Origin of the sequence: Caballeronia sp. S22 (assembly GCF_964261745.1) — a bacterium.
GTDB lineage: Bacteria > Pseudomonadota > Gammaproteobacteria > Burkholderiales > Burkholderiaceae > Caballeronia > Caballeronia jiangsuensis.
In genome coordinates this window covers 127,645-148,912 of sequence record NZ_OZ180035.1, presented here as the reverse complement: position 1 = coordinate 148,912, position 21,268 = coordinate 127,645, and the positions used below count along the sequence as shown (strand labels likewise).

Annotated in this window: 21 protein-coding genes; 15 read left to right on the top strand and 6 right to left on the bottom strand. The window is 64.8% G+C overall.

Annotated features, from left to right (window positions below; genetic code table 11):
* The first annotated feature begins 233 nt into the window (after positions 1 to 233).
* Positions 234 to 512, top strand: coding sequence for an HU family DNA-binding protein (locus ACEN42_RS00695; protein WP_008352404.1), 279 nt, complete (start codon positions 234 to 236; stop codon positions 510 to 512).
* A gap of 110 nt (positions 513 to 622) precedes the next feature.
* Here ACEN42_RS00695 and ACEN42_RS00690 read toward each other — a convergent pair whose 3' ends face one another.
* Positions 623 to 1,891, bottom strand: a complete 1,269-nt coding sequence (locus ACEN42_RS00690) for a GTP-binding protein (RefSeq protein ID WP_371880416.1) — start codon at positions 1,889 to 1,891, stop codon at positions 623 to 625.
* 141 nt (positions 1,892 to 2,032) lie between these two features.
* A complete protein-coding gene (locus ACEN42_RS00685) occupies positions 2,033 to 2,476 on the bottom strand; it encodes a lytic transglycosylase domain-containing protein (RefSeq protein ID WP_371880415.1) in 444 nt (147 codons plus the stop codon).
* A gap of 603 nt (positions 2,477 to 3,079) precedes the next feature.
* Here ACEN42_RS00685 and gspD point away from each other — a divergent pair.
* From gspD to ACEN42_RS00625, 12 genes are all read left to right on the top strand, one after another.
* Positions 3,080 to 5,482, top strand: coding sequence for a type II secretion system secretin GspD (gene gspD / locus ACEN42_RS00680; protein ID WP_187608112.1), 2,403 nt, complete (start codon positions 3,080 to 3,082; stop codon positions 5,480 to 5,482).
* Positions 5,479 to 6,966, top strand: a complete 1,488-nt coding sequence (gene gspE / locus ACEN42_RS00675; protein WP_035499413.1) for a type II secretion system ATPase GspE — start codon at positions 5,479 to 5,481, stop codon at positions 6,964 to 6,966. Before gspD ends, gspE begins: the two co-directional genes overlap by 4 nt.
* Positions 6,967 to 6,970: 4 nt before the next feature.
* Positions 6,971 to 8,188: a type II secretion system inner membrane protein GspF gene (gspF, locus tag ACEN42_RS00670; protein WP_035499414.1), complete on the top strand. Its 1,218-nt coding sequence runs from the start codon at positions 6,971 to 6,973 to the stop codon at positions 8,186 to 8,188.
* Positions 8,188 to 8,601 (top strand): general secretion pathway protein GspC, encoded by a 414-nt coding sequence (locus ACEN42_RS00665; protein ID WP_187608113.1) that lies wholly within the window; start codon positions 8,188 to 8,190, stop codon positions 8,599 to 8,601. The genes gspF and ACEN42_RS00665 overlap by 1 nt, the downstream gene beginning before the upstream one ends.
* Positions 8,602 to 8,758: 157 nt before the next feature.
* Positions 8,759 to 9,229 (top strand): type II secretion system major pseudopilin GspG, encoded by a 471-nt coding sequence (gene gspG, locus ACEN42_RS00660; protein ID WP_035499417.1) that lies wholly within the window; start codon positions 8,759 to 8,761, stop codon positions 9,227 to 9,229.
* 80 nt (positions 9,230 to 9,309) lie between these two features.
* Positions 9,310 to 9,732, top strand: coding sequence for a GspH/FimT family pseudopilin (locus ACEN42_RS00655; protein ID WP_222946715.1), 423 nt, complete (start codon positions 9,310 to 9,312; stop codon positions 9,730 to 9,732).
* Positions 9,732 to 10,118 (top strand): type II secretion system minor pseudopilin GspI, encoded by a 387-nt coding sequence (gspI, locus tag ACEN42_RS00650; protein ID WP_187608115.1) that lies wholly within the window; start codon positions 9,732 to 9,734, stop codon positions 10,116 to 10,118. The genes ACEN42_RS00655 and gspI overlap by 1 nt, the downstream gene beginning before the upstream one ends.
* Positions 10,096 to 10,770, top strand: a complete 675-nt coding sequence (locus tag ACEN42_RS00645; RefSeq protein ID WP_187608116.1) for a type II secretion system protein J — start codon at positions 10,096 to 10,098, stop codon at positions 10,768 to 10,770. The genes gspI and ACEN42_RS00645 overlap by 23 nt, the downstream gene beginning before the upstream one ends.
* A complete protein-coding gene (gene gspK / locus ACEN42_RS00640; RefSeq protein WP_371880414.1) occupies positions 10,767 to 11,885 on the top strand; it encodes a type II secretion system minor pseudopilin GspK in 1,119 nt (372 codons plus the stop codon). The genes ACEN42_RS00645 and gspK overlap by 4 nt, the downstream gene beginning before the upstream one ends.
* 36 nt (positions 11,886 to 11,921) lie before the next feature.
* Positions 11,922 to 13,268 (top strand): type II secretion system protein GspL, encoded by a 1,347-nt coding sequence (gene gspL / locus ACEN42_RS00635; RefSeq protein WP_250482806.1) that lies wholly within the window; start codon positions 11,922 to 11,924, stop codon positions 13,266 to 13,268.
* Positions 13,265 to 13,768: a type II secretion system protein GspM gene (gene gspM / locus ACEN42_RS00630; protein ID WP_250482807.1), complete on the top strand. Its 504-nt coding sequence runs from the start codon at positions 13,265 to 13,267 to the stop codon at positions 13,766 to 13,768. Before gspL ends, gspM begins: the two co-directional genes overlap by 4 nt.
* Positions 13,765 to 14,544, top strand: coding sequence for a type II secretion system protein N (locus ACEN42_RS00625; protein WP_187608120.1), 780 nt, complete (start codon positions 13,765 to 13,767; stop codon positions 14,542 to 14,544). The genes gspM and ACEN42_RS00625 overlap by 4 nt, the downstream gene beginning before the upstream one ends.
* Positions 14,545 to 14,554: 10 nt before the next feature.
* Here ACEN42_RS00625 and ACEN42_RS00620 read toward each other — a convergent pair whose 3' ends face one another.
* The gene (locus tag ACEN42_RS00620; protein ID WP_238209390.1) at positions 14,555 to 16,099 is read right to left on the bottom strand and encodes an efflux transporter outer membrane subunit; all 1,545 of its coding nucleotides are present in this window, start codon (positions 16,097 to 16,099) and stop codon (positions 14,555 to 14,557) included.
* A gap of 185 nt (positions 16,100 to 16,284) precedes the next feature.
* Entirely contained in the window at positions 16,285 to 16,566 is a 282-nt protein-coding gene (locus tag ACEN42_RS00615) for a hypothetical protein (RefSeq protein WP_250482810.1), read from the bottom strand.
* Between the two features lie 206 nt (positions 16,567 to 16,772).
* On the opposite strand from ACEN42_RS00615, the gene ACEN42_RS00610 reads away from it, so the two are divergent.
* Both ACEN42_RS00610 and ACEN42_RS00605 read left to right on the top strand, forming a co-directional pair.
* Positions 16,773 to 17,267 (top strand): MarR family winged helix-turn-helix transcriptional regulator, encoded by a 495-nt coding sequence (locus ACEN42_RS00610; RefSeq protein ID WP_250482812.1) that lies wholly within the window; start codon positions 16,773 to 16,775, stop codon positions 17,265 to 17,267.
* A gap of 124 nt (positions 17,268 to 17,391) precedes the next feature.
* Positions 17,392 to 18,954 (top strand): DHA2 family efflux MFS transporter permease subunit, encoded by a 1,563-nt coding sequence (locus tag ACEN42_RS00605; RefSeq protein WP_238209393.1) that lies wholly within the window; start codon positions 17,392 to 17,394, stop codon positions 18,952 to 18,954.
* Positions 18,955 to 18,963: 9 nt separating this feature from the next.
* Here ACEN42_RS00605 and ACEN42_RS00600 read toward each other — a convergent pair whose 3' ends face one another.
* A complete protein-coding gene (locus ACEN42_RS00600) occupies positions 18,964 to 19,485 on the bottom strand; it encodes a hypothetical protein (protein ID WP_238209394.1) in 522 nt (173 codons plus the stop codon).
* Positions 19,486 to 19,637: 152 nt separating this feature from the next.
* Entirely contained in the window at positions 19,638 to 21,257 is a 1,620-nt protein-coding gene (gshA, locus tag ACEN42_RS00595) for a glutamate--cysteine ligase (protein WP_238209395.1), read from the bottom strand.
* Between the last annotated feature and the right edge of the window lie 11 nt (positions 21,258 to 21,268).

The window sequence follows — 21,268 nt, the reverse complement described above, 5'->3', positions numbered from 1 at the left end:
CTTTGAAACCCTTATCCTGATTGGGTTTGCGCTGCGCTATCATACCAAGCGCCGCGTATAGAGGCGGCGTGAAGGCGACGAAGTGGAGCAATGCCGGTGAGATGGCGCGTAACAACGCCGATTCGTCGGGCGGGCGCGCCAGAAGGCCGTCCCTACTCGACTGCACGGTTTGCGCACGTATAATCGGCGCGTTCGCGCTGTTCGTGTCAACCTAAACTGATAAAGGAACCTTAATGAACAAACAGGAATTGATCGACGCCGTAGCCGCTCAGACCGGCGCCAGCAAGGCTCAAACCGGCGAAACGCTGGACACGTTGCTCGAAGTGATCAAGAAGGCTGTCTCGAAAGGTGACGCAGTGCAGTTGATCGGCTTCGGCAGCTTCGGCTCGGGAAAGCGCGCAGCGCGCACCGGCCGCAATCCGAAGACTGGCGAGTCCATCAAGATTCCGGCCGCAAAGACGGTCAAGTTTACGGCTGGCAAGGCATTCAAGGACGCAGTGAACAAGCGGTAAGCTTCTTGCCGATTGTGCGGCTACTCGAATCGAAGTAGCCCGATATACATAACCCGCCATTGGCGGGTTTTTTTTCGGCTGTGTGTTTCGCCTTCGAAGCGGTCAAGCCTTCAGTGCCGATGATCGTCGCAATCGCAATCGGGACCATGATCGTGATCGTGGTCATGGTCATGGTCGTGTTCTTCGACTTCCCACGCGGGGAACGGATCGGCGAAGCGTTGCCAGCCATCGAGGCCGAGCGTCCATTCGTCGTCGGTCAGAAGGCATGCGTCGAACTTGTCCTGCCATGCGGTCTGATCGAGATGCTCGCCGATCAGCACCAGTTCCTGCCGACGGTCACCGATGCTGTTGTCATCCGGATCGCCATACCATTCCGCAACGATCTCCGCTTCGAGTTCGGGGTCGTCGGTCGGCCATTCGCTGCGATCTTGCGCTGCCCACCAGAGACCCGCCGGACCATGCCGGACCGTGCCGCCCGCTTCCGATAATGAGCCGCCGACATCGCTGCGCGTCGCGAGCCAGAAGAAGCCTTTCGCGCGCAGGACGCCGGGCCATTCCTGATGCAGCAGGTTCCACAAGCGTTCGGGATGAAACGGCCGGCGCGCGCGATACACGAAATGGCCGACGCCGGATGCATCGGGTTCGTCGCTCGCAGCATGCTCGCCGTTGAGAATCGCGAGCCAGCCGGGCGCGCTCGCGGTCGCATCGAAATCGAAGCGGCCGGTGTTCAGCACATCGCTGGAAGGCACGTTGCCCGATTGCGCCCGCACCTGGAGCGCGCGGGGATTGAGACCGTGCAGGACGCGCCCGATGCGTTCCACTTCGTCCGCGCTGGCGAGATCGATCTTGTTGATGACGATGACATCGCAGAACTCGATCTGTTCGATGAGCGTTTCGACGACTGTCTGATCGTCTTCGTCGTCGTGGCCTTGTTGCGCAAGACCGCGCTCGGCGAGCGAATCCGAAGAGGCATAGTCGCGCAGGAAGCTCGCGGCATCGATCACGGTGACGAAAGTGTCGAGATGCGCGCGGCCTGCGAGCGTCGCATCGTCGTCATCGCCGAACGCGAGATGCTCGGCGATCGTCATGGGATGAGCGACGCCCGGCAACTCGACGACGATCGCATCGAAGCGCTGCTGTTCCGCGATCCAGGTGATCGCGCTTTCGAGCGCTTCCATCGACTGGTCGCCGAGCGTCAGGACGAGGCAGCCGTTGGGCAGTTCGGTGGTTTCGCGATCCGCTGCGGACGCGGCCTTGCCGCATGTCACGGCGCCGATGCGGATGTCGTCGGCGTTGGCGAGCAGGGCATCGACGAGCGTGGTCTTACCCGCGCCGGTGAATCCCGATAGCACGGTAATGGGCAATGGCGTCTGGTTCATCGCAGTGGAAGCGTGGCGGGAAATGGAGCGCGCGAGCGCGAGCCCGCGCTGCCGTTAGGACGACGGCGCGGGCGATCGAATAGGGGATTTTGCATCAAATGCGCGCGGGACGCGGCGCGCATGCGTCGAGTGCGCCGGAGCTCAGCGCGTGGCCTGGAGCAGTTTCCAGCGGCGCAGGATCTCGATGATCTGTGCCGAGTACTTGTCGCGCAGCGCGGGTGTTTCGGAATGGTAAGCGCCGATTGCCTGCCACGAATTGCCGTACTTGTTCATTTTCTGGCGCAGATGCCAGGCCGCGACATACACGCTCTTGCACGGTTCCATCAGCGTGCCACTCGAAATACCGTACTGCGCCAGCGTATTGAGATGGATCGAGTTGATCTGCATCAGCCCGTAATCGGTCGAGCCATTGGCGTTCTTGTTGATGGCGTCGGGCTTGTTGTGCGATTCCTGCCATGCGATCGCGCGCAGGATGAGCGGATTGACCTTCTGGTACTTCGCTGCTTCGTCGAAGCAGTCTGCGTGCGCGGAGGCGGCCGCTGTGAGCGGCACGCATATCGCAAGTAATCGCAGTGTTCTCTTCATCTTCCTTCTACTCCATCCGCCCATGCGGAACGTCATGCCGCCGTTGCGGCGCCTTGGCGCCAACGCCAACAAATCAACGCCCGCGGCCGGACTGCATGGGGAAAACCCGCCCATTTTGCAACCGCCCGGAATGCGGAACCGACCGTATCATACCGGCTGACGAATCAGACCATAAGTTGGCTATCAGACATACGCCTCGCTGACCGACGGAAGTCCTCATACACAAGAACGCACCCGACCTGTCAATCGGACGTGTTCTAAATGTATGAATAATAAGACTTCTGGACGGGGTACAATTCGACTCCCGCGTGCATCGGCCGACCTTTGGAACCGCTCCGAGTACGGTCTATCGGCAAGTTATTCGAAAGCTTGAGAGCGCTGGATTGGTATCGAACGAAACAGCAAGGGCGACCTGATGTGGAACGAATTGGCACAATTTCGTTACATTATGCTGTTATCGTCATATTTTTTAAAATGATCGCGAGGGGGCGGAACTGTTCGTCCCACGCCGCGATAAGCAGCGCTCTCGGCTGAGGAGCGGTGCTGCCTTAGCCGGCTCCCCAGAGACCCGGCTCTGACATCACATTCATGAGAAGACAACCTATGGCACTGCGTCGTATCGCGACGGCACTGCTGGCGGCGGGACTTATCGTCGCGCAAGCCGCGCACGCGCAAGTGACGTTGAATTTCGTCAATGCGGACATCGACCAGGTCGCGAAAGCGATCGGCGCCGCTACCGGCAAAACGATCATCGTCGATCCCCGCGTGAAGGGGCAACTCAACCTGGTCTCGGAGAATTCGGTTCCCGAGGATCAGGCGCTGAAGACGCTCCAGTCGTCGCTGCGCATGCAGGGCTTCGCGCTCGTGCAGGATCACGGCGTCCTGAAAGTCGTGCCCGAAGCCGACGCCAAGCTGCAGGGCGTGCCCACGTATGTCGGCAATGCGCCGGCCGCGCGCGGCGATCAGGTGATCACGCAGGTCTTTCAGTTGCGTAACGAATCGGCGAACAATCTCTTGCCGGTGCTGCGTCCGCTGATCTCGCCGAACAACACCATCGCGGCCTATCCGGCGAACAACACGCTCGTCGTCACCGATTACGCCGACAACGTGCGCCGCATCGCGGGCATCATCGCGGGTGTCGATACCGCGGCGGGCCGCTCCGTCGATGTCGTGACGCTGAAGAACGCGAACGCCATCGACGTCGCCGAGCAGATGAACAAGCTGCTCGATCCCGGCGCGGTCGGCAGCACGGACGCCACGCTCAAAGTCACCGTCACGCCGGACGCGCGCACCAACTCGCTGATGTTCCGCGCATCCAGCGCCTCGCGCCTCGCCGCGGCGAAGCAACTCGCGCAGAAGCTCGATTCGCCCACCTCGCAGCCGGGCAACATGCACGTCGTCGCGCTGCGCAATGCCGACGCCACGCGCCTCGCCAAGACGCTGCGCGGGATGATGGGCAAGGGCAACAACAACTCGGACAATACATCGGGTTCCGGCTCGAACTCGAATTCGTTCGGCCAGAGCGGCAGCGGACTCGGCAGTTCGTCGATGTCCACCGGCACGTCCGGCACGCCGCCTCTGCCGGGCGGTCTCGGCGGCAGCACGGGCAGCAGCAACAATCCGATGTCGGGCGGCACCGGCAACCGCGACTCGAGCTTCTCGTCGAACAAGGACAACGAGTCCGGCAACGACCAGGGCGGCGGCATGATCCAGGCCGATGCCGCGACGAACTCGCTGATCATCACCGCGGCCGACCCGGTTTACCGGAACCTGCGCGCCGTGATCGACCAGCTCGACGCACGCCGCGCGCAGGTCTATATCGAGGCGCTGATCGTCGAATTGTCCGCGACCTCGGGCGCGAACCTCGGCATTCAGTGGCAGGGCGCGCTGCTTTCCAACAGCGGCAACAACGCGCTTTACGGCAGCACGAGCTTCGGCCAGGGCAACACGAATATCGTCGATCTGACCTTGCAGGGCAACGCGATCGCGCAGAATCCGTCCGCGCTCACATCGGCGACGGGCCTGCTCGCGCAGGGCGTGAACATCGGGCTGCTGCACCGTTTCGGCAACCTGTTCGGTCTGGGCGGACTGTTGCAGGCGCTGTCGACATCGGCGGATGCGAACATCCTCTCGACGCCTAATCTGATCACGCTCGACAACGAGGAAGCGAAGATCGTCGTCGGCCAGAACGTGCCGGTCGTGACGGGCTCCTACGCCACGCCGACCGCGAACGCCGCGACCTCGGTCACCGCATTCAACACGTTCGACCGGCGCGATGTCGGCGTGACGCTGCACGTGAAGCCGCAGATCACCGACGGCGGCGTGCTCAAGATGCAGATCTATCAGGAAGATTCGAGCGTCGATACCACCACGAAGAACGATCCGGGCGGCGTGACCATCAACACGCGCTCGGTGCAGTCGACCATTCTCGCGGATGACGGCGAGATCGTCGTGCTCGGCGGCCTGATGCAGGATCAGTACAACAACAACAACAGCAAGATTCCGCTGCTCGGCGACATTCCGTTCATCGGCAGCCTGTTCAGAAGCGAAAGCAAGACGCGCACGAAGACCAACCTGATGGTGTTTCTGCGCCCGGTGATCGTGCGCGATCAGGCGACCTCCACGCAGATCGCCAATACGCGCTACGACTATCTGCGTCAGCAGCAGTACGGCTCGACGACGGACAACCGTCTCATCAAGGATCAGAATGTGCCGGTGATGCCGCCGAAGCCGCTCGGTCCGAGCGAGGGCGGCGGCGCGCCGGCCCAGAATCTGCTGGACTGGAGCAACACGACGCGCGGCCCCGGACCGAGCACGACGCTGCCGCAGAATCCGGACGCAGGTCCGGCGCCGCAGCCGATGCAGTCCGCGCCGCAATCGACAATGCCGCCGCAGAGCTATCCGCTTCCCGCGAACGGCGCGACCAACGCGATGCCGGGCAACGCGGCGACCAACACCCTGCCGGGTAACGCCGCGACGAACGGCCAACAGGGAGTCCGGCCGTGAGCACGGTCAACGGTGCAGTCGAGAGCGCGAGCAGCGCGGCGTCGCCGCTGGCGGCCCGGCTCGTGCCCTACGGCTTCGCGCGCAGCGGGCAGATTCTGCTCGCGCACCAGCACGCGGACAGCATCGAGGTATGGATCAGCGAGCGCACCACCGACGCGGCGCTGGCTGAAGTCGCGCGCAATTTCGGCGCGCTGTCGATCGTGCGCAAGCCAGCCGCCGAACTCGCCGCGGCGATCAATTCGGCCTACGCGCGCAACGACGGCAGCGCGGCGCAAGTGGTCGGCGAAGTGGAAGGCGAAGTCGACCTGTCGCGCCTGATGCAGGACATTCCCGAAGTCGAGGATCTGCTCGAATCGGAAGACGACGCGCCGATCATCCGCATGATCAACGCGCTGCTCACGCAGGCGGCGCGCGAGCAGGCATCGGATATTCATATCGAGCCGTTCGAGAACGCGTCGGTCGTGCGCTTTCGCGTCGATGGCACGTTGCGCGATGTCGTGCGCCCGAAGAAAGCGCTGCACGGCGCGCTGATCTCGCGTATCAAGATCATGGCGCAGCTCGATATCGCCGAAAAACGCCTGCCGCAGGACGGCCGCATCACGTTGCGCGTGGGCGGACGTCCGGTCGATGTGCGCGTTTCGACACTGCCGACCGGCCACGGCGAGCGCGCGGTGCTGCGTCTCCTGGAAAAGGACGCGCAGCGTCTCAATCTCGAAACGCTCGGCATGGCGCGCGACACGCTCGTCCACTTCGACAAGCTGATCGGCCGCCCGCACGGCATCGTGCTCGTGACCGGTCCGACCGGCTCCGGCAAGACGACCACGCTCTATGCGTCGATGTCGCGCCTGGAAACCACGACCACCAACATCATGACGGTGGAAGACCCGATCGAATACGACTTGTCGGGCATCGGGCAGACGCAGGTGAACGAGCGCATCGGCATGACGTTCGCGCGCGCGTTGCGCTCGATTCTTCGTCAGGATCCGGACATCATCATGATCGGTGAAATCCGCGATCTCGAAACCGCGCAGATCGCGGTGCAGGCATCGCTCACCGGTCACCTGGTGCTCGCGACGCTGCACACGAACGATGCCGCATCCGCCGTCACGCGTCTCACCGACATGGGCGTGGAACCGTATCTGCTGGCGTCGTCGCTGCTCGGCGTGCTTGCGCAGCGTCTCCTGCGCCAGCTCTGCCCGGTGTGCAAGGAAGAGCGCGTCGAGGAAGACGGCACGAAGCGTTACCATCCGGTCGGCTGCGAGCGATGCGGCCAGTCGGGTTATGTCGGCCGTCGCGGTGTGTATGAACTGCTTCTGATCGACGACGCGATCCGCCCGCTCATCCATCGAAACGCGGCGGATGCCGAGATTCTCGAAGCGGGCCGCAAGCAGGGCATGCGCACGCTGCGCGAGGACGGCGAGCGCTGGCTCGCGGCGGGCGTGACGTCGCTGGAAGAGGTGCTGCGCGTGACGGGCGGAGAGTAAAGGTATGCCGGCTTTTCGTTTCGAAGCGATCGACCACGCGGGCAAGACGCAAAAAGGCGTGCTCGATGCCGACAGCGCCCGCGCCGCGCGCAGCCAGTTGCGCACGCAGGGGCTGACACCGCTCGTCGTCGAGGCGGCGGGCACGCGCACGCGCGGCGAGCGTCAGCAGCGGCTGTCGCTCGGGCGGCGTCTGTCGCAGCGCGAGCAGGCGATTCTCACGCGCCAGCTCGCGAGTCTGTTGATCGCGGGTCTGCCGCTCGGCGAAACGCTCGCGGTGCTGACGGAGCAGTCCGAACGCGATTACATCCGCGAACTGATGGCCGCGATCCGCGCCGAAGTGCTCGGCGGCCATTCCTTCGCCAACGCGCTCGCGCAGCATCCGAAGGACTTTCCGGAGATCTATCGCGCGCTCGTCGCGGCGGGCGAGCATACCGGCAAGCTCGGCCTCGTGCTGTCGCGTCTCGCCGACTACATCGAACAACGTAACGCGCTGAAGCAGAAGATCATTCTGGCGTTCACGTATCCGGGCATCGTGACGCTCATCGCGTTCGGCATCGTCACGTTCCTGCTGAGCTATGTCGTGCCGCAGGTCGTGAACGTGTTCGCGAGCACGAAGCAGGCGCTGCCTTTCCTGACCGTCATGATGATGGCGCTCTCGTCCTTCGTCCGGAGTTACTGGTGGGCGATGCTGATCGGCGTCGTGATTTTCGCGTGGCTCGTGAAGACCATCCTCGCGCGGCCCGGGCCGCGCATGTCGTTCGACCGGTGGCTGCTCGGCGCGCCGCTCATCGGCAAGCTGGTGCGCGGCTACAACACGGTGCGCTTTGCCAGCACGCTCGCGATCCTGACCGCCGCCGGCGTGCCGATCCTGCGCGCGCTGCAGGCTGCCGGCGAAACGCTCAGCAACACGGCGATGCGCGAGAACGTCGACGATGCGATCGTGCGCGTGCGCGAAGGCTCGTCGCTGTCGCGCGCGCTCGGCAACACGAAGACGTTTCCGCCCGTGCTGGTTCACCTGATCCGCTCGGGCGAAGCGACCGGCGACGTCACCACGATGCTCGACCGCGCCTCCGAAGGCGAAGCGCGCGAGCTCGAACGGCGCACGATGTTCCTCACGAGCCTGCTCGAGCCGCTGCTGATTCTCGCGATGGGCGGCGTGGTGCTGGTGATCGTGCTCGCGGTGATGTTGCCGATCATCGAACTGAATAATCTGGTGCAGTGATGAACGCCCTTCAAACTCGCTTACTGACGCTCGCCGCGCTCGCGCTCTTTTGCGTGACGGTGACGTACTGGGTCGTCACGCTGACCGCGCGGCAGACCGCGCCGCTGCCCGCCGCGGCCGCGACGCGCACGCCGTCGGTGGAACAGGCGGCGACCATTTTCGGCGGACGGCTTGAGCGTCAGGCCAATTCGGACGTGCATCTGTTCGGCATTCTCGCGTTGCAGGGCGGCGCGGCGGCCATCGTGAGCTACGGCGGCGAAGCGGCGAAGGCCGTGTCGCTGGGCGGGCCGCTCACGCAGGGCGTGAAGCTCTCGGAAGTGCGCGCGCGTTCGATCATCATCGAGCGCAACGGCGTGAAATCGGAGATCTTCCTGCCGCAGAATCCGCCCGGACCGACGATCTGGGTGCGCTGAGCGTGACGCGATGCCTCGCACGGGCATGAAGCACGCGACGAAAGCGGATCGATAGAATGACCGGCGGCTTCCGAAAGACAGGAAGCCGCACGATTTTTCCAATCATCACCGGGCGTGAGGCCCGGAAACGATATTTTCAATTCAAGAGGTAGCAGTCATGCAATTGTGGACACAACGCCGCATGCGAATTCAACAGGCTCAGGCGCAGGGACGCCGTCAGCGCGGTTTCACGCTGATCGAAATCATGGTCGTGATCGCGATTCTCGGCATTCTCGCCGCGCTGATCGTGCCGAAGATCATGAGCCGCCCGGACGAGGCGCGCCGCGTCGCCGCGAAGCAGGACATCGGCACCATCATGCAGGCGATGAAGCTGTATCGCCTCGATAACGGCCGCTATCCGACGCAGGAGCAGGGTCTGCGCGCGCTGGTCGAAAAGCCGACGACCGAGCCGGTGCCGAACAACTGGAAGGACGGCGGCTACCTGGAACGCCTGCCGGCGGATCCGTGGGGTGCGCAGTATCAATATCTGAATCCAGGCGTGCACGGCGAAGTCGACGTGTTCAGCTACGGCGCGGACAACAAGGCGGGCGGCGAAGGCAACGATGCCGATGTCGGCTCGTGGCAGTGATCGTCGCACGGTAGACGAAGGACAGCGGCGTGAACAGGCACCGACATACGCGACGCAACGCGGGCTTCACGCTGCTCGAAATGCTCGTCGTGCTGGTGATCGCGGGTTTGCTGGTGTCGCTCGCGTCGCTGCAACTGACGCGCAACCCGCGCACCGATCTCAACGAGGAAGCGCAACGTCTCGCGCTGCTGTTCGAATCGGCGGGCGACGAGGCGCAGGTGCGCGCGCGGCCGATCGCGTGGCAGCCGCTCGACGGCGGCTTTCGCTTCGACATCCGCACGGAAGACGGCTGGCGGCCGCTGCGCGACGACCTCCTGCGCCAGCGCCGCTGGGAAGGCGGCGTGACCGGCGTGTCGATCCAGTTCCTCGACTCGGACAAGACGGTGAGCCGGCTCGTGTTCGGCACCGAGGCCATCGACGCGCCGATGGAAATCACGCTGTTTTCGGCAGTGGGGCGCGTGACCATCGTCGGGAGCGGCAACGGCCGCTATCAGGTGCGGTGATGCGTGAACGTCGACATCAGCGCGGCTTCACGATGATCGAAGTGCTCGTCGCACTGGCGATCATCGCGGTGGCGCTCGCCGCATCGGTGCGCGCGGTCGGCTCGCTCGCGACGGGCGAAGCGGACCTGCATCGGCGGCTGCTCGCGGGCTGGAGCGCGGACAACGAACTCGCGCAACTGCGGCTCTCACGTCAGTTTCCGCCGATCGGCTCGCGCACCTTCGACTGCTCGCAGGGCAATCTGAAGCTCGTATGCACGCAGCGCGTGAGCCAGACGCCGAACCCGATTTTCCGGCGCGTCGAGATGTTCGTCTCGACGCCGGGCCGCTCCGGCAATCTGGCGCAAATGGTCACGGTGGTGGCGAATGAAACGAACCGCTCGCTCTGACCGGCGCGCCACGCAGCGCGGCTTCACGCTGCTGGAGATGCTGATCGCCATCGCGATTCTCGCGGTGCTCGCGGTGTTGTCGTGGCGCGGGCTCGACTCGGTGATCCGCGGCCGCGCGACGATCGAAAACGCGATGGAAGACGAGCGCGTCGTCGCGCAGTTGTTCGACCAGATGCGCATCGACGCGCGCCAGGCCGCCACCGACGACGAAGCCGGCCAGCCCGCCGTGCAGGTCGGCAATGGCTCGCTGCAGATCGTGCGCGGCGTGTTCGCGCCGGGTACGCCGCCGCGGCTTCAGGTGGTGCGCTACCGGCTGTCGAACGGGCGCATCGTGCGCTTTGCCTCGCCGCCGCTTTCGAATGTCGGCGAAGTGCGGCGCGCGTTGTCGTCGGGCGATACGGGCGACGGCTGGAGCTCGATTCCGCTGATGGGCGGCGTAGCCTCGCTCGCGACGCGCGTCTATATCCCGGAAAAAGGCTGGTCCACGCGCATGAGCGACGTGCTCGCGCAGATCAACCAGAACGACAACAACCTGAAGGTGCCGCAACTCGGCAACGCGCCGCTCGCGCGCGCGGTGTCGGGCATTCAGATCGCGGTCGGCGCGCGCACGCTCGCGACGCCGCTCACGCGCGTGTTTCTGGTCGGAGAATGAGCATGCGCGCCCAGAACCCGAAAAGGCAACGCGGCGTCGCGATCATCAGCGCGCTTCTGGTCGTATCGCTCGCAGCGATTCTCGTGTCGGGCATGCTGTGGCGTCAGCAGGTGCAGATTCGGCGCATCGAGAATCAGCGGCTGCTTGCGCAGGCGCAGTGGATTTCGCGCAGTGCGCTCGACTGGACGCGCCTCATCCTGCGCTCGGAAGCCGATACCTCGCCGACGGTCACGTACCTCGGCGGCGTGTGGGGCGTGCCGATCGCGAAGACGAAGCTGTCGGATTTCCTCGGGCAGATCGGCGAAGTGCGCGCGCAGCAGGGCGCATCGACGTATCTGTCCGGCTCGATCGAGGACGCGCAGGCGAAGTTCAACCTGCGCAATCTGGTCTCGACGCCGACGCCCGGCGTGCTGACCATCAACGTCGCGCAGATTCAGGCGTTCCAGCGGCTGCTCACGATGCTCGGCATCAACGGCTCGCTCGCGAAGACGGTTGCACTGCAGATGCGCGCGGGCCTCGCGCGCTCCGCGACGCGCTTTCAGACGCAGACGGGCGCGAGCGCGACCATGGCGACCGGCGCGAACAACGAAGCAACGACGCTCGCGGCGATCGCGCAGGGCGGCGGCACGGGCGGCGGCAACTTCACCGACGATCCCGGCATGAAGGACGCGGACAGCAACGCGCCCGTCGCGCCTTTGCAGATGATCACGGTCGATTCGCTGCTCGATGTGCCGGGTTTCTCGCCGGAAGCGGTCGCGAAGCTGCGCCCGTTCGTGACCGTCCTGCCGACGACGACCGCCGTGAACATGAACACCGCGCCCGCCGAAGTGATCGCGGCCGTGGTGCCGGGGATGAATCTGTCGCAGGCGCAGGCGTTCGTCGCGCGCCGGGAGACGGTGTTCTTCCACGATGTCGGCAACGTGCAGCTCGCGCTCACGGGCGCGGGCGTCAAGACGGTGACGATCGATCCGAACGAGATGGACATCACCACGAAGTATTTCGTGATCCGCGGAAGCGTCGAACACGAGCGCGCGCAACTGGAGCGCACGACGCTCGTGTATCGCGATCCGACGACGCATACGACGCGCATCGTCTACACGCGCGACGCGCTGTAAAGACGTGCCGCAGTCATTGATGAGAGGAAGTGGCCATTGAGCACACTGATCGTTTTATTACCACCGCGTGATCCCGCGGTGCGCTCGGAAGAGTGGCATCTGCCGGACATGCCGTTTCTGCTGCTCGACAAGCGCGGCGAGCCGCAACGCATCGGCCGCTCGGCGCTCGGGCTTCTGCCGCGTGCGAGCGCGACGGTGCTGATCGTCGCCGCGCGCGACACGCTCCTGCTCGCCGCTTCCTTGCCGCCGCTCAAGGGCCCGCGCTTGCGGCAGGCGCTGCCGAACGTCGTCGAGGATCAGCTGATTCAGGATCCGCAGACGTGCCATATCGCGGTCGACCCGGTCGCACTCGCCGATGGCAAGCGCGTGGTCGCCGTGATCGATCGCGGCTGGTTCCGCTTCGTCCTGGGCGCGTTTTCGGGCGCGGGGCATCGCAATGTGAAGGCCGTGCCCGCGATGCGTTGCTTGCCGGCTCCCGTTGCGGCGCCCGTCGAGGAAGGCAAGGAAGCCGAGGAAACGGAAGCGCCGCCGACGCCGTTCATCGCGGGTCTGCTCGGTCAGGTCGTATCGACCGCGCCCGCGCTGATCGGCGAGCTGGCCGCGCCGTCGCCCGCCACGTTCGGCGCGCCGCGCATCGAAATCGCGATCGCGCGCGGCGAGCGTGCGGCGCTCGGCGAAGGCCTCGCGCTGCCCGCCGATTCGATTCCCGCGACGCTCGCGGCGCTCGCGGGCGATCATCCCGCGACGCTCTATTCGCTCTCCGATCTTCCCGGCGACGAGCCGCGCCTGTCGGGTTCGCGCAATGCCGCGGCAGCGGTCGCCGGCGCGTTGCCGCTCACGTTCGAGGCGCTCGCGCGCAACGCCGTCGCGAGCCGCTTCGACCTGTGCCAGTTCGAATTCGCCGCGCAGCCGTGGCGCCTCGACCGCGCGACGATGCGTCGTCTGCGCGTGCCGATCGCGCTCGTGGCGGCGTCGATCGTCGTGTCGATCATCGGCGTCAACGTGCAGTGGCTGCAACTCTCGCGTCAGCGCGACGCGATCAGCGCGCAGGAAACCGAACTGCTGCTCAACGCGTTTCCGAAGACGACCGTCGTGCTCGACGCGCCCGATCAGATGTCGCGCAATCTCGACCGGCTGCGGGTGGCGTCGGGCGAACTGTCGCCGTCGGACTTTCTGTCGCTCGCGGACGGGCTTGCGCGCTCGCTCGGTCCCGTCCCGGTGAACGGCGTCGCGGGGCTCGACTATCGCGACCGTCGTCTGGAAGTGACCTTCAAGCCGGAAACGAAGGTCGATCCCGACCTGACGAAGCGCCTCGCCGCGAACGGCCTGAACGGTGCGATCGATAGCAACACCGGCAAATGGACGATCAGGAGCGGCCAATGAAAACGGAAATCGCACGTTCACTGTCGGAATTCTGGGAAGTGCGCACGCCGCGCGAGAAGACGCTGCTGATGTGGGGCGGCCTCGCGCTCGGGCTCGTGCTCGTGTATCTCGTGCTGTGGGCGCCTGCCTACGAAGGCCGCGCGCGCTTGCGCGAAAGCCTGCCCGCGATGCAGCGCCAGCTCGCGACGATGACCGCGCAGGCCAACGACGCGCGCTCGCTCGCGCCTGCCGCCGAAGGCGTGATGCCGACGGGCGGCGCGTTGCGCGACGCGCTCGCGAAGTCGCTCGCCGACAACGGCATGCAGCCGACGCAGGTCCAGGTGATCGGCGCAGCGGTCCAGATCCAGTTGAAGAACGCGTCGTTCCCGAACTGGACGATGTGGCTCGACGACGCCCGCAAGCAGTTCAAGGTGCAGGTGTCGGAGGCGCATGTGACGGCGCTCAAACCGGATGGTCAGGTGGATCTGACCGCGTCGCTGCAACCGGCCGGCGCGAAATGAGTTACTGGACGCGACGTTTCCGGCTCGCATTGCCGGCGCTTTTCGTGATCGTGATATCGGTCGCCGGCACGCTGCTCACGATGATGCCCGCTGCGTGGATCGTGCCGCAGTTCTCGAAAGCGACGGGCGGCCACGTGAATCTGGTCGATCCGGCGGGATCGCTGTGGAGCGGCTCGGCCACGCTGATGCTCGCCGCGGGCACCGACGGCGCGGGCGCGACGCTGCTGCCGGGGCGCATCGAATGGACGACGGCTTTCCTGCCGCTCTTTACCGGCCGCGTGCACATGACGATGCGTCAGACCGACGCGATGCCCGATGCCGTGACCGTCGATGCCACCACGCGCGGCGCGACAGTCACGGCAGGCCAGATTGCCGTGCCCGCGACGCTGCTCGCGGGGCTGGGCGCGCCGTTCAACACGCTGGACTTCGATGGCAGCGTGCGGCTTTCGTGGACGGAATTCCGCTTGCTGAACCGCAACACTTACGGACAAGTGGTCGTCACGCTCGACGACATGGCTTCGCGCGTGTCGCGTGTGAAGCCGCTCGGGTCGTATCGCGTCGCGCTGCAGGCGCAGGGCGCGTCCGCGACGATCGATCTTTCGACGAGCAAGGGGCCGCTCATGCTGACCGGCAACGGCGCGATCTCGCAGGAATCGACGTCGTTTCAAGGCACCGCGACGGCCGCGCCGGATCAGCGCGAAAACCTCGCCGGTTTGTTGAACCTGCTCGGCCGCCATACCGATCCGGATACGGTCGCGCTGACCTTCATGCGCTAAGAATCAGCGATCAGCGATTGGCGGTTTGCGTCGCGCTCGCGGCGGACGCAGCCGCGGCGGGCGCTTCGACGCCGCCCGTCTCGCGATCCATCTGCGCGACATCCCAGCCGCCGCCGAGCGCCTTCACCAGTCCCACCGATGACACCATCCGCTGCCCCGCGATATTCGCGAGCTTCTGCTGCGCGGTGAACGCGGTGGTCTGCGCGGTCAGCACGCTGATGAATGCGACCGTTCCCGCCTTGTACTGATTGTTGATGATCGCGAGCGCCTGCTGCGCCGATTCGACGGCCTGCTGCTGCACGACGATTTCCTTTTCCAGAATGCGCAGCGACGCGAGATTGTCCTCGACGTCCTGAAACGCGGTCAGCACCGTCTGCCGATACGTCGCGACGTTCTGATCGTAGGCAGCGCGCGCGGCTTCGGTGCGCGCGGAACGCAGGCCGCCGTCGAAAATGGTCGCTGCGATGTCCGGTCCGAGCGTCCAGAAACGCGACGGCGCGCGCAGCAATTGCGACAGCACCGAGCTTTCGAAGCCGCCCTGCGCGGAGAGCGTGACCGTCGGGAAATAGGCGGCCATCTCGATGCCGATCTGCTCGTTCGCCGCGGCCGCCTTGCGCTCCGCCGACGCGATATCCGGCCGCCGTTCGAGAATCGCGGACGGCATCTGCACGGGCACGGTGGGCGGCGTTGCGTCGAGCGGGATCGGCGGAACGGAGAAGGTCGAAGCCGGCTCACCGACGAGCACCGCGATCGCATGCTCGAACTGTGCGCGCGCGACGCCGTTATCGATGGCGGATGCCTGCGCGGATTGCAATTGCGTCTGCGCCTGAATCACATCGGAGCGCGCGACGATGCCCTGCGCGTACTGATTCTGCGTGAGCTTGAGCGATTGCTCGTACGCAGCGACGGTCTCGTCGAGCAGCTTCTGTTGCGCGTCGAGCGAGCGCAACTGGAAATAGCTTTGTGCGAGCGTGGCCTGCGCGGACAGCCGCGCGTTGGCGAGATCGGCGGCGGCGCCCTGTTGACCCGCTTTCTGCGCGGTGACGGTGCGTGACACGCTGCCCCACAGGTCCGGTTCCCAGGACGCATCGAGCGAAAGGCTGAACTGGTTGTTCACCGAGCCCTGCTGGCCGAAGCTGGAACTGTTGGTCGACCGGTTGCCCGCGCCGGTTCCGGAGCGCGCAGCCGATGCCGCCGCGCCGATCGTCGGGAAATACGCCGCCCGCGCTTCGCTGACGAGCGCACGCGCTTGCCGGTACGCGGCCGCGAACTGCGCGATGCTCTGATTCGATTGATTCAGTCGCGTTTCGAGCTCGTTGAGGCGCTCGTCGTTGTAGACGGTCCACCAGGTGCCGCGATCGGTCTGGTCGGCAGGCTGCGCGACTTTCCAGCCTTCGGGCGCTTCCTTGTAGCTGGCCGGGACCGTTGTCGTGGGGCGCTGATAATCGGGGCCGACCGCGCAACCGGCGATGAACATCGCAAGCGCGGCGGCGAGCGCCGTGGCGGTCAGCGGGCGCGTGACGGTGAAAGCGGGAAAGGCGGGGCGATGCGGCATCTGCTTGTCGGGATTCCTGTCGGCGCCGCGCAGTCCGAAGCGACAGACGCGGCAAGCCGAAATGGTAACGGAACGCGACGGGCGCTTGTTTCGCGCGCTCGTCAGGCAGACGTTAGCGTAACGGGTTCGCCGTAAGGCGGGTGTTACGCCGCAGCAGGAATCGGTTACGACGCGTTACGGGGTCGTCACGCGCCGCCGGCGCCACCGCCGCCGTGGCAGGGTGCGGCGAGCAAGGGTCGGGAGGGCGACTTCTTCGGTGCGGAGGCTGCCGTCTTGCGCCGGTTCCGATTTTCGAACCATCCCATGCCCAGCACGACGAACGAACCGCCCGGCAGCAGGAACACGATCAGATACAACGCAAGTTTCCACGAACTCAGCTTCGGCGGGACGAAGTGACGGGAAGCGTTGGCGATCAGGCTGCTGATGGGGCCGAAGCGTCGGCGAGCGGTGCGAACAAAGCGGGTCATTGGAAGGTCCTTCGGGCGTCGCGAACGACGGCAGGCGGTCAGAACATGGTCTCGGGCGGCGCATCTCGCGCGTAACTCGTTGCATAGAATAATATTGACTGTGCAACTATTTTTCAAGATACTGCTGATTGCTTTTTCGGTATTGTTGCCTAATCGAGACGCGACGTGGTGTCGCACTTCCGCATCAGCCGTTTGACCGATGTCGCATGAACAGCGAACCGCTTTACGATCCAGCCACGATTCAACTCGAAACGAGCCTCGGCTATTACCTCGCCAGGGCGCGCAACGTGCTCGTCATGCGCACCGACCAGGCGCTGAAGCCGCTCGACCTCACGTCGCAGCAAATCGGCGTGATGCTGCTGCTTGCGTCCGGTCGGGCGCGCACGCCGCTCGAGTTGTCGCGGGAAATGTCGTACGACAGCGGCTCGATGACGCGCATGCTCGACAGGCTCGAAAAGAAGGGCTTCGTGAGCCGTGCGCGCAGCGAGGCCGACCGACGAATCGTCGAGCTTAGTCTGACGGAGCGCGGACGCGACGCGGCGGGGCGCTTGCCTGTCATCGGCGCGGCGGTGCTCAACGAGCAGTTGCGTGGTTTCAGCCGCGCTGAGCTGGATCTTTTGATCGCGATGCTCGCGCGCATCATCGGCAATACGCCGGCGGGAGATTGCGCGCCATGCTCGTTCGATGAAGCATTACCCTGAATAATCCGACGAAAGCGATGTTTTCTTGCGCAGATTTCACTGTCTGGGCAGAGAATGCCGCGACAAGAAATAGTTTGCATGCGATGCGCGCTTTGAGCGCCGTCCACGCGCCGGAGAACCAACGATGTCCACATCCGCGACCAGCACGCCCGACGCGCCGCCCGCGCCCATGCCGCTCAAAGGCGGCATCCTCGCCCTGTTGACGATGGGCCTCGCGCTCGGCACCTTCATGGAAGTGCTCGACACGTCGATCGCGAACGTCGCGGTGCCGACCATCTCCGGGAACCTCGGCGTGGCGACGAGCGAAGGCACGTGGGTGATCTCGTCGTACTCCGTCGCGTCCGCGATCGCGGTGCCGCTGACCGGCTGGCTCGCGCGGCGCGTCGGCGAAGTGAAGCTGTTCACCATTTCCGTGCTGCTGTTTTCGATCGCGTCGGCACTCTGCGGCCTCGCGCACAACTTCGAATCGCTGATCGCGTTCCGGCTGCTGCAAGGTCTCGTCTCCGGCCCGATGGTCCCGCTGTCGCAAACCATCCTCATGCGCAGCTATCCGCCGGAAAAGCGCGGCCTCGCGCTCGGTCTCTGGGCGATGACCGTGATCGTCGCGCCGATCTTCGGCCCGGTGATGGGCGGTTACATCACCGATAACTACACCTGGCCGTGGATTTTCTATATCAACGTGCCGATCGGCGTGTTTTCGGCGGCGATCGCGTACTTCCTGCTGCGCGGCCACGAGACGAAGACGACGAAGCAGCGCATCGACGGCGTCGGGCTCGCGCTGCTCGTGATCGGCGTCGCGAGCCTGCAGATGATGCTCGACCTCGGCAAGGACCGCGACTGGTTCAGTTCCAGCTTCATCGTGACGCTGGCGATCGTGTCGGCGGTGTCGCTCGCGTTCATGTTCGCGTGGGAGCTGACCGAGAAGGAGCCGGTCATCGACCTTTCGCTGTTCCGCGACCGCAATTTCGCGATGGGCGTGCTCATCACGTCGCTCGGCTTTCTTGCGTTCTTCGGCTCGGTCGTGGTGTTGCCGCTATGGCTGCAAACGGTGCTCGGCTACACGCCGTGGCTCGCCGGCCTCGCGACCGCGCCGGTCGGCATTCTCGCGCTGGTGCTGTCGCCGATGATCGGGCAGAACATGCATCGCATGAATCTGCGCGTGGTGGCGAGTTTCGCGTTTCTCACGTTCGCGTTCGTGTCGCACTGGAACTCGACCTTCACGCTCGACACGCCGTTCCATCAGATCATCTATCCGCGACTGATTCAGGGCATCGGCGTCGCGTGCTTTTTCGTGCCGATGACGACGATCACGCTGTCCAGCGTATCCGACGAGCGGCTAGCGGGAGCGGCAGGTTTGTCGAACTTTCTGCGGACCTTGTCGGGCGCGATCGGCACGGCGGTCAGCACGACCTTCTGGGAAAACGACATGATCCGCCATCACGCGCGGCTCACCGAGTCGGTCACGCCTTATTCGGCGGGCACGACGGCATACTCGGATCTGCTTTCGGGGCTCGGTTTGTCGGGACAGGCGCTGACGGCGCAACTGGATCGCGTGGTGTCGGCGCAGGCGTACATGATGTCGACCAACGACTTTTTCCGCATTTCGTTCTATGCGTTTCTGGTGCTGGCCGCGATGGTCTGGCTGACGCGGCCGAAGAAGGGCGCGTCAGCCTCGATGGGACACTAGATTACTCAATTACTGAGGCGTGAGGGGCGTCGCCGACTGGCCCGGCTCGTCCAGCGGGATGACCTGCACTCCGCCGGGCGCGGAGGGCGGCATTGCGCCTGCCTGCGGCGTCGCCGATTTCCGCAGCCCTGGACCGTTTCGGATGAACTGCTTGAAGTCGGCGCCCGCTTCCCACGGATTCGGCTGGCAGCCGAGCGGATTGTCGCAATGCGCGGCGAAACCGATGGTCGCGGTGCCTTCGTTGGTCGGCGTCTTGGTGATCTGATACGCGAGCGCGCGCTTGCCGCTCGACGGTCCGGCGGTCTGAATGATCGAATCCGTCACGGTCTGCAGCTTGTACTCCGAATGATTCGTGACCCAGACTTGCGCGCGCGCCCACCACGCGTCGCATTCGGCCTTGCTCATGCAAGTGAGCGGTTGGGTAGCCTGTTCCATGACGGTGCTGCTGACCTGATCCTGCACCGCGCAGCCGCCCAGGAGCGCGAGCGACGTCGCCCCCAGCGCGAGCGCGCCGAAGAACTTCTTTTTCATTGCTCCCTCGATCGTCGAAAAGTCGGCCATATTTTGCCCCGCCAAACCGGATGACGTTGTGACGCGTTTCCCTCTGTTGCATAAGCCGGTAAGCATTGCCAGCGGGCAAAGGCGGCGGCCCGGAAAAACCTGCTTGATAGAGCAAAGACCGATCACGCGCTCGCGGGATTCAGCGTGTAGACCTGATATGCCGCGATGAATGCATCGAAAGATTCGGTGTCGCTGCTTTCCACCACGGTCTGTTCCACCAGCGATTTCGCCGCCAATTCTTCCATCGCTCGTTCTTCATCGACGGAAAGCGGGCGCGCGCGAAAACCTTCCGCGTGACGCGCGCTGAGTTCGAGCGCGAACTCGTCGAAGGTCTGCTGCTTGTCGCGCATCGTCTGCAGCACGCGGGCGGACGGCGTGAGCGATGCATCGGCGATGCGCGGCCGCAGTGCAACGAGCGCGCGCGTGTGCTCGTCATTGCCGTTGAGCGCGTCGAGTGTCTTCGCGACGGGTTCGATCGCGTCGAACAGCTCTTCGGCCCATTGCTGCATCGGCACGTTCGCGCCGTCGCGTTGCAGCGTGAGGCCGGGCTTGCGTCCTTCCTTCGCCACCGTGCTGAAATTGCCGTTCGCCTCGATGTTTGCGTCGAACGGCAGCAATGGGCTGTCCTCCAGTGCGCAGTAGAGGAGATAGGCGTCGAGAAAGCGCGCGGTTTCGAGCGAGATGCCGGTCGGCACAAACGGATCGATGTCGAGGCAGCGCACTTCGATGTACTGCACGCCGCGCTGCGCCAACGCGTGCAGCGGACGCTCGCCCGAATGCGCGACGCGTTTCGGGCGGATCGTCGAGTAGAACTCGTTTTCGATCTGCAGGACGTTCGCGTTGATCTGCACCCATTCGCCGTCGCGCCGCGTGCCGATGGCTTCATATGGCGCATACGGCTGACTCACGGCTTTGGCGAGCACGTCGAGATAGGCGTCGAGGTTGTCGTAGCTCGGCAGCAGATCCGCCTGCGCGGGATTGTTCGCATAGCCGAGATCGCTCATGCGCAGGCTGGTCGCGTGCGGCAGATGGAACGTGTCGGCATCGAATTGTTCGAGATGATGCGTCTTGCCTTCGACAAAGCGCTTGTTCAGCGCCGGCGACGCGCCGAACAGATACATCAACAGCCAGTTCGTGCGGCGAAAGTTGCGGATCAGCGCGAAATAGCGTTCGGACTGGAAATCTTTCGCGGACAGCGTGCTCGACTTGTCGAGCGCCTGCCACGCGCGCCAGACATTTTCGTTGAGCGAATAGTTGTAGTGAATGCCCGCGATGCATTGCATCGTGCGGCCATAGCGCAGCGCGAGGCCGCGCCGGTAGACGGTCTTCAACCTGCCGATATTCGACGTGCCGTAGTAGCCGAACGGAATCTCGTCCTCGGGCGGCAGCGAGTTGGGCATCGAGTCGTTCCACAGCAGCTCGTCGCCCATGTGCGCGTAGGCGAAGCGATGCAGCGCGTCGAGGCGATCGAGCGTGATCGAGATGTCGGATTCGGCGGGCGTGATGAGCTCGACCAGCGCTTCGGAGTAATCGGTCGTGATGAGCGGATGCGTCAGCGCCGACCCGAACGCACGCGGATGCGGCGTCATCGCGAGCTTGCCTTGCGGCGTCACGCGCAGGCTTTCCTTCTCGATGCCGCGCAAGCCTTGGCGCAACGCATCGGCATGCGGGCCGGACGCGAGCGCGGCAAGCCTGCGCTCATAAGCACCGGCCTTGGAGTGAGCGGAATTCTTGTTTGTCATTAAAGCAATCT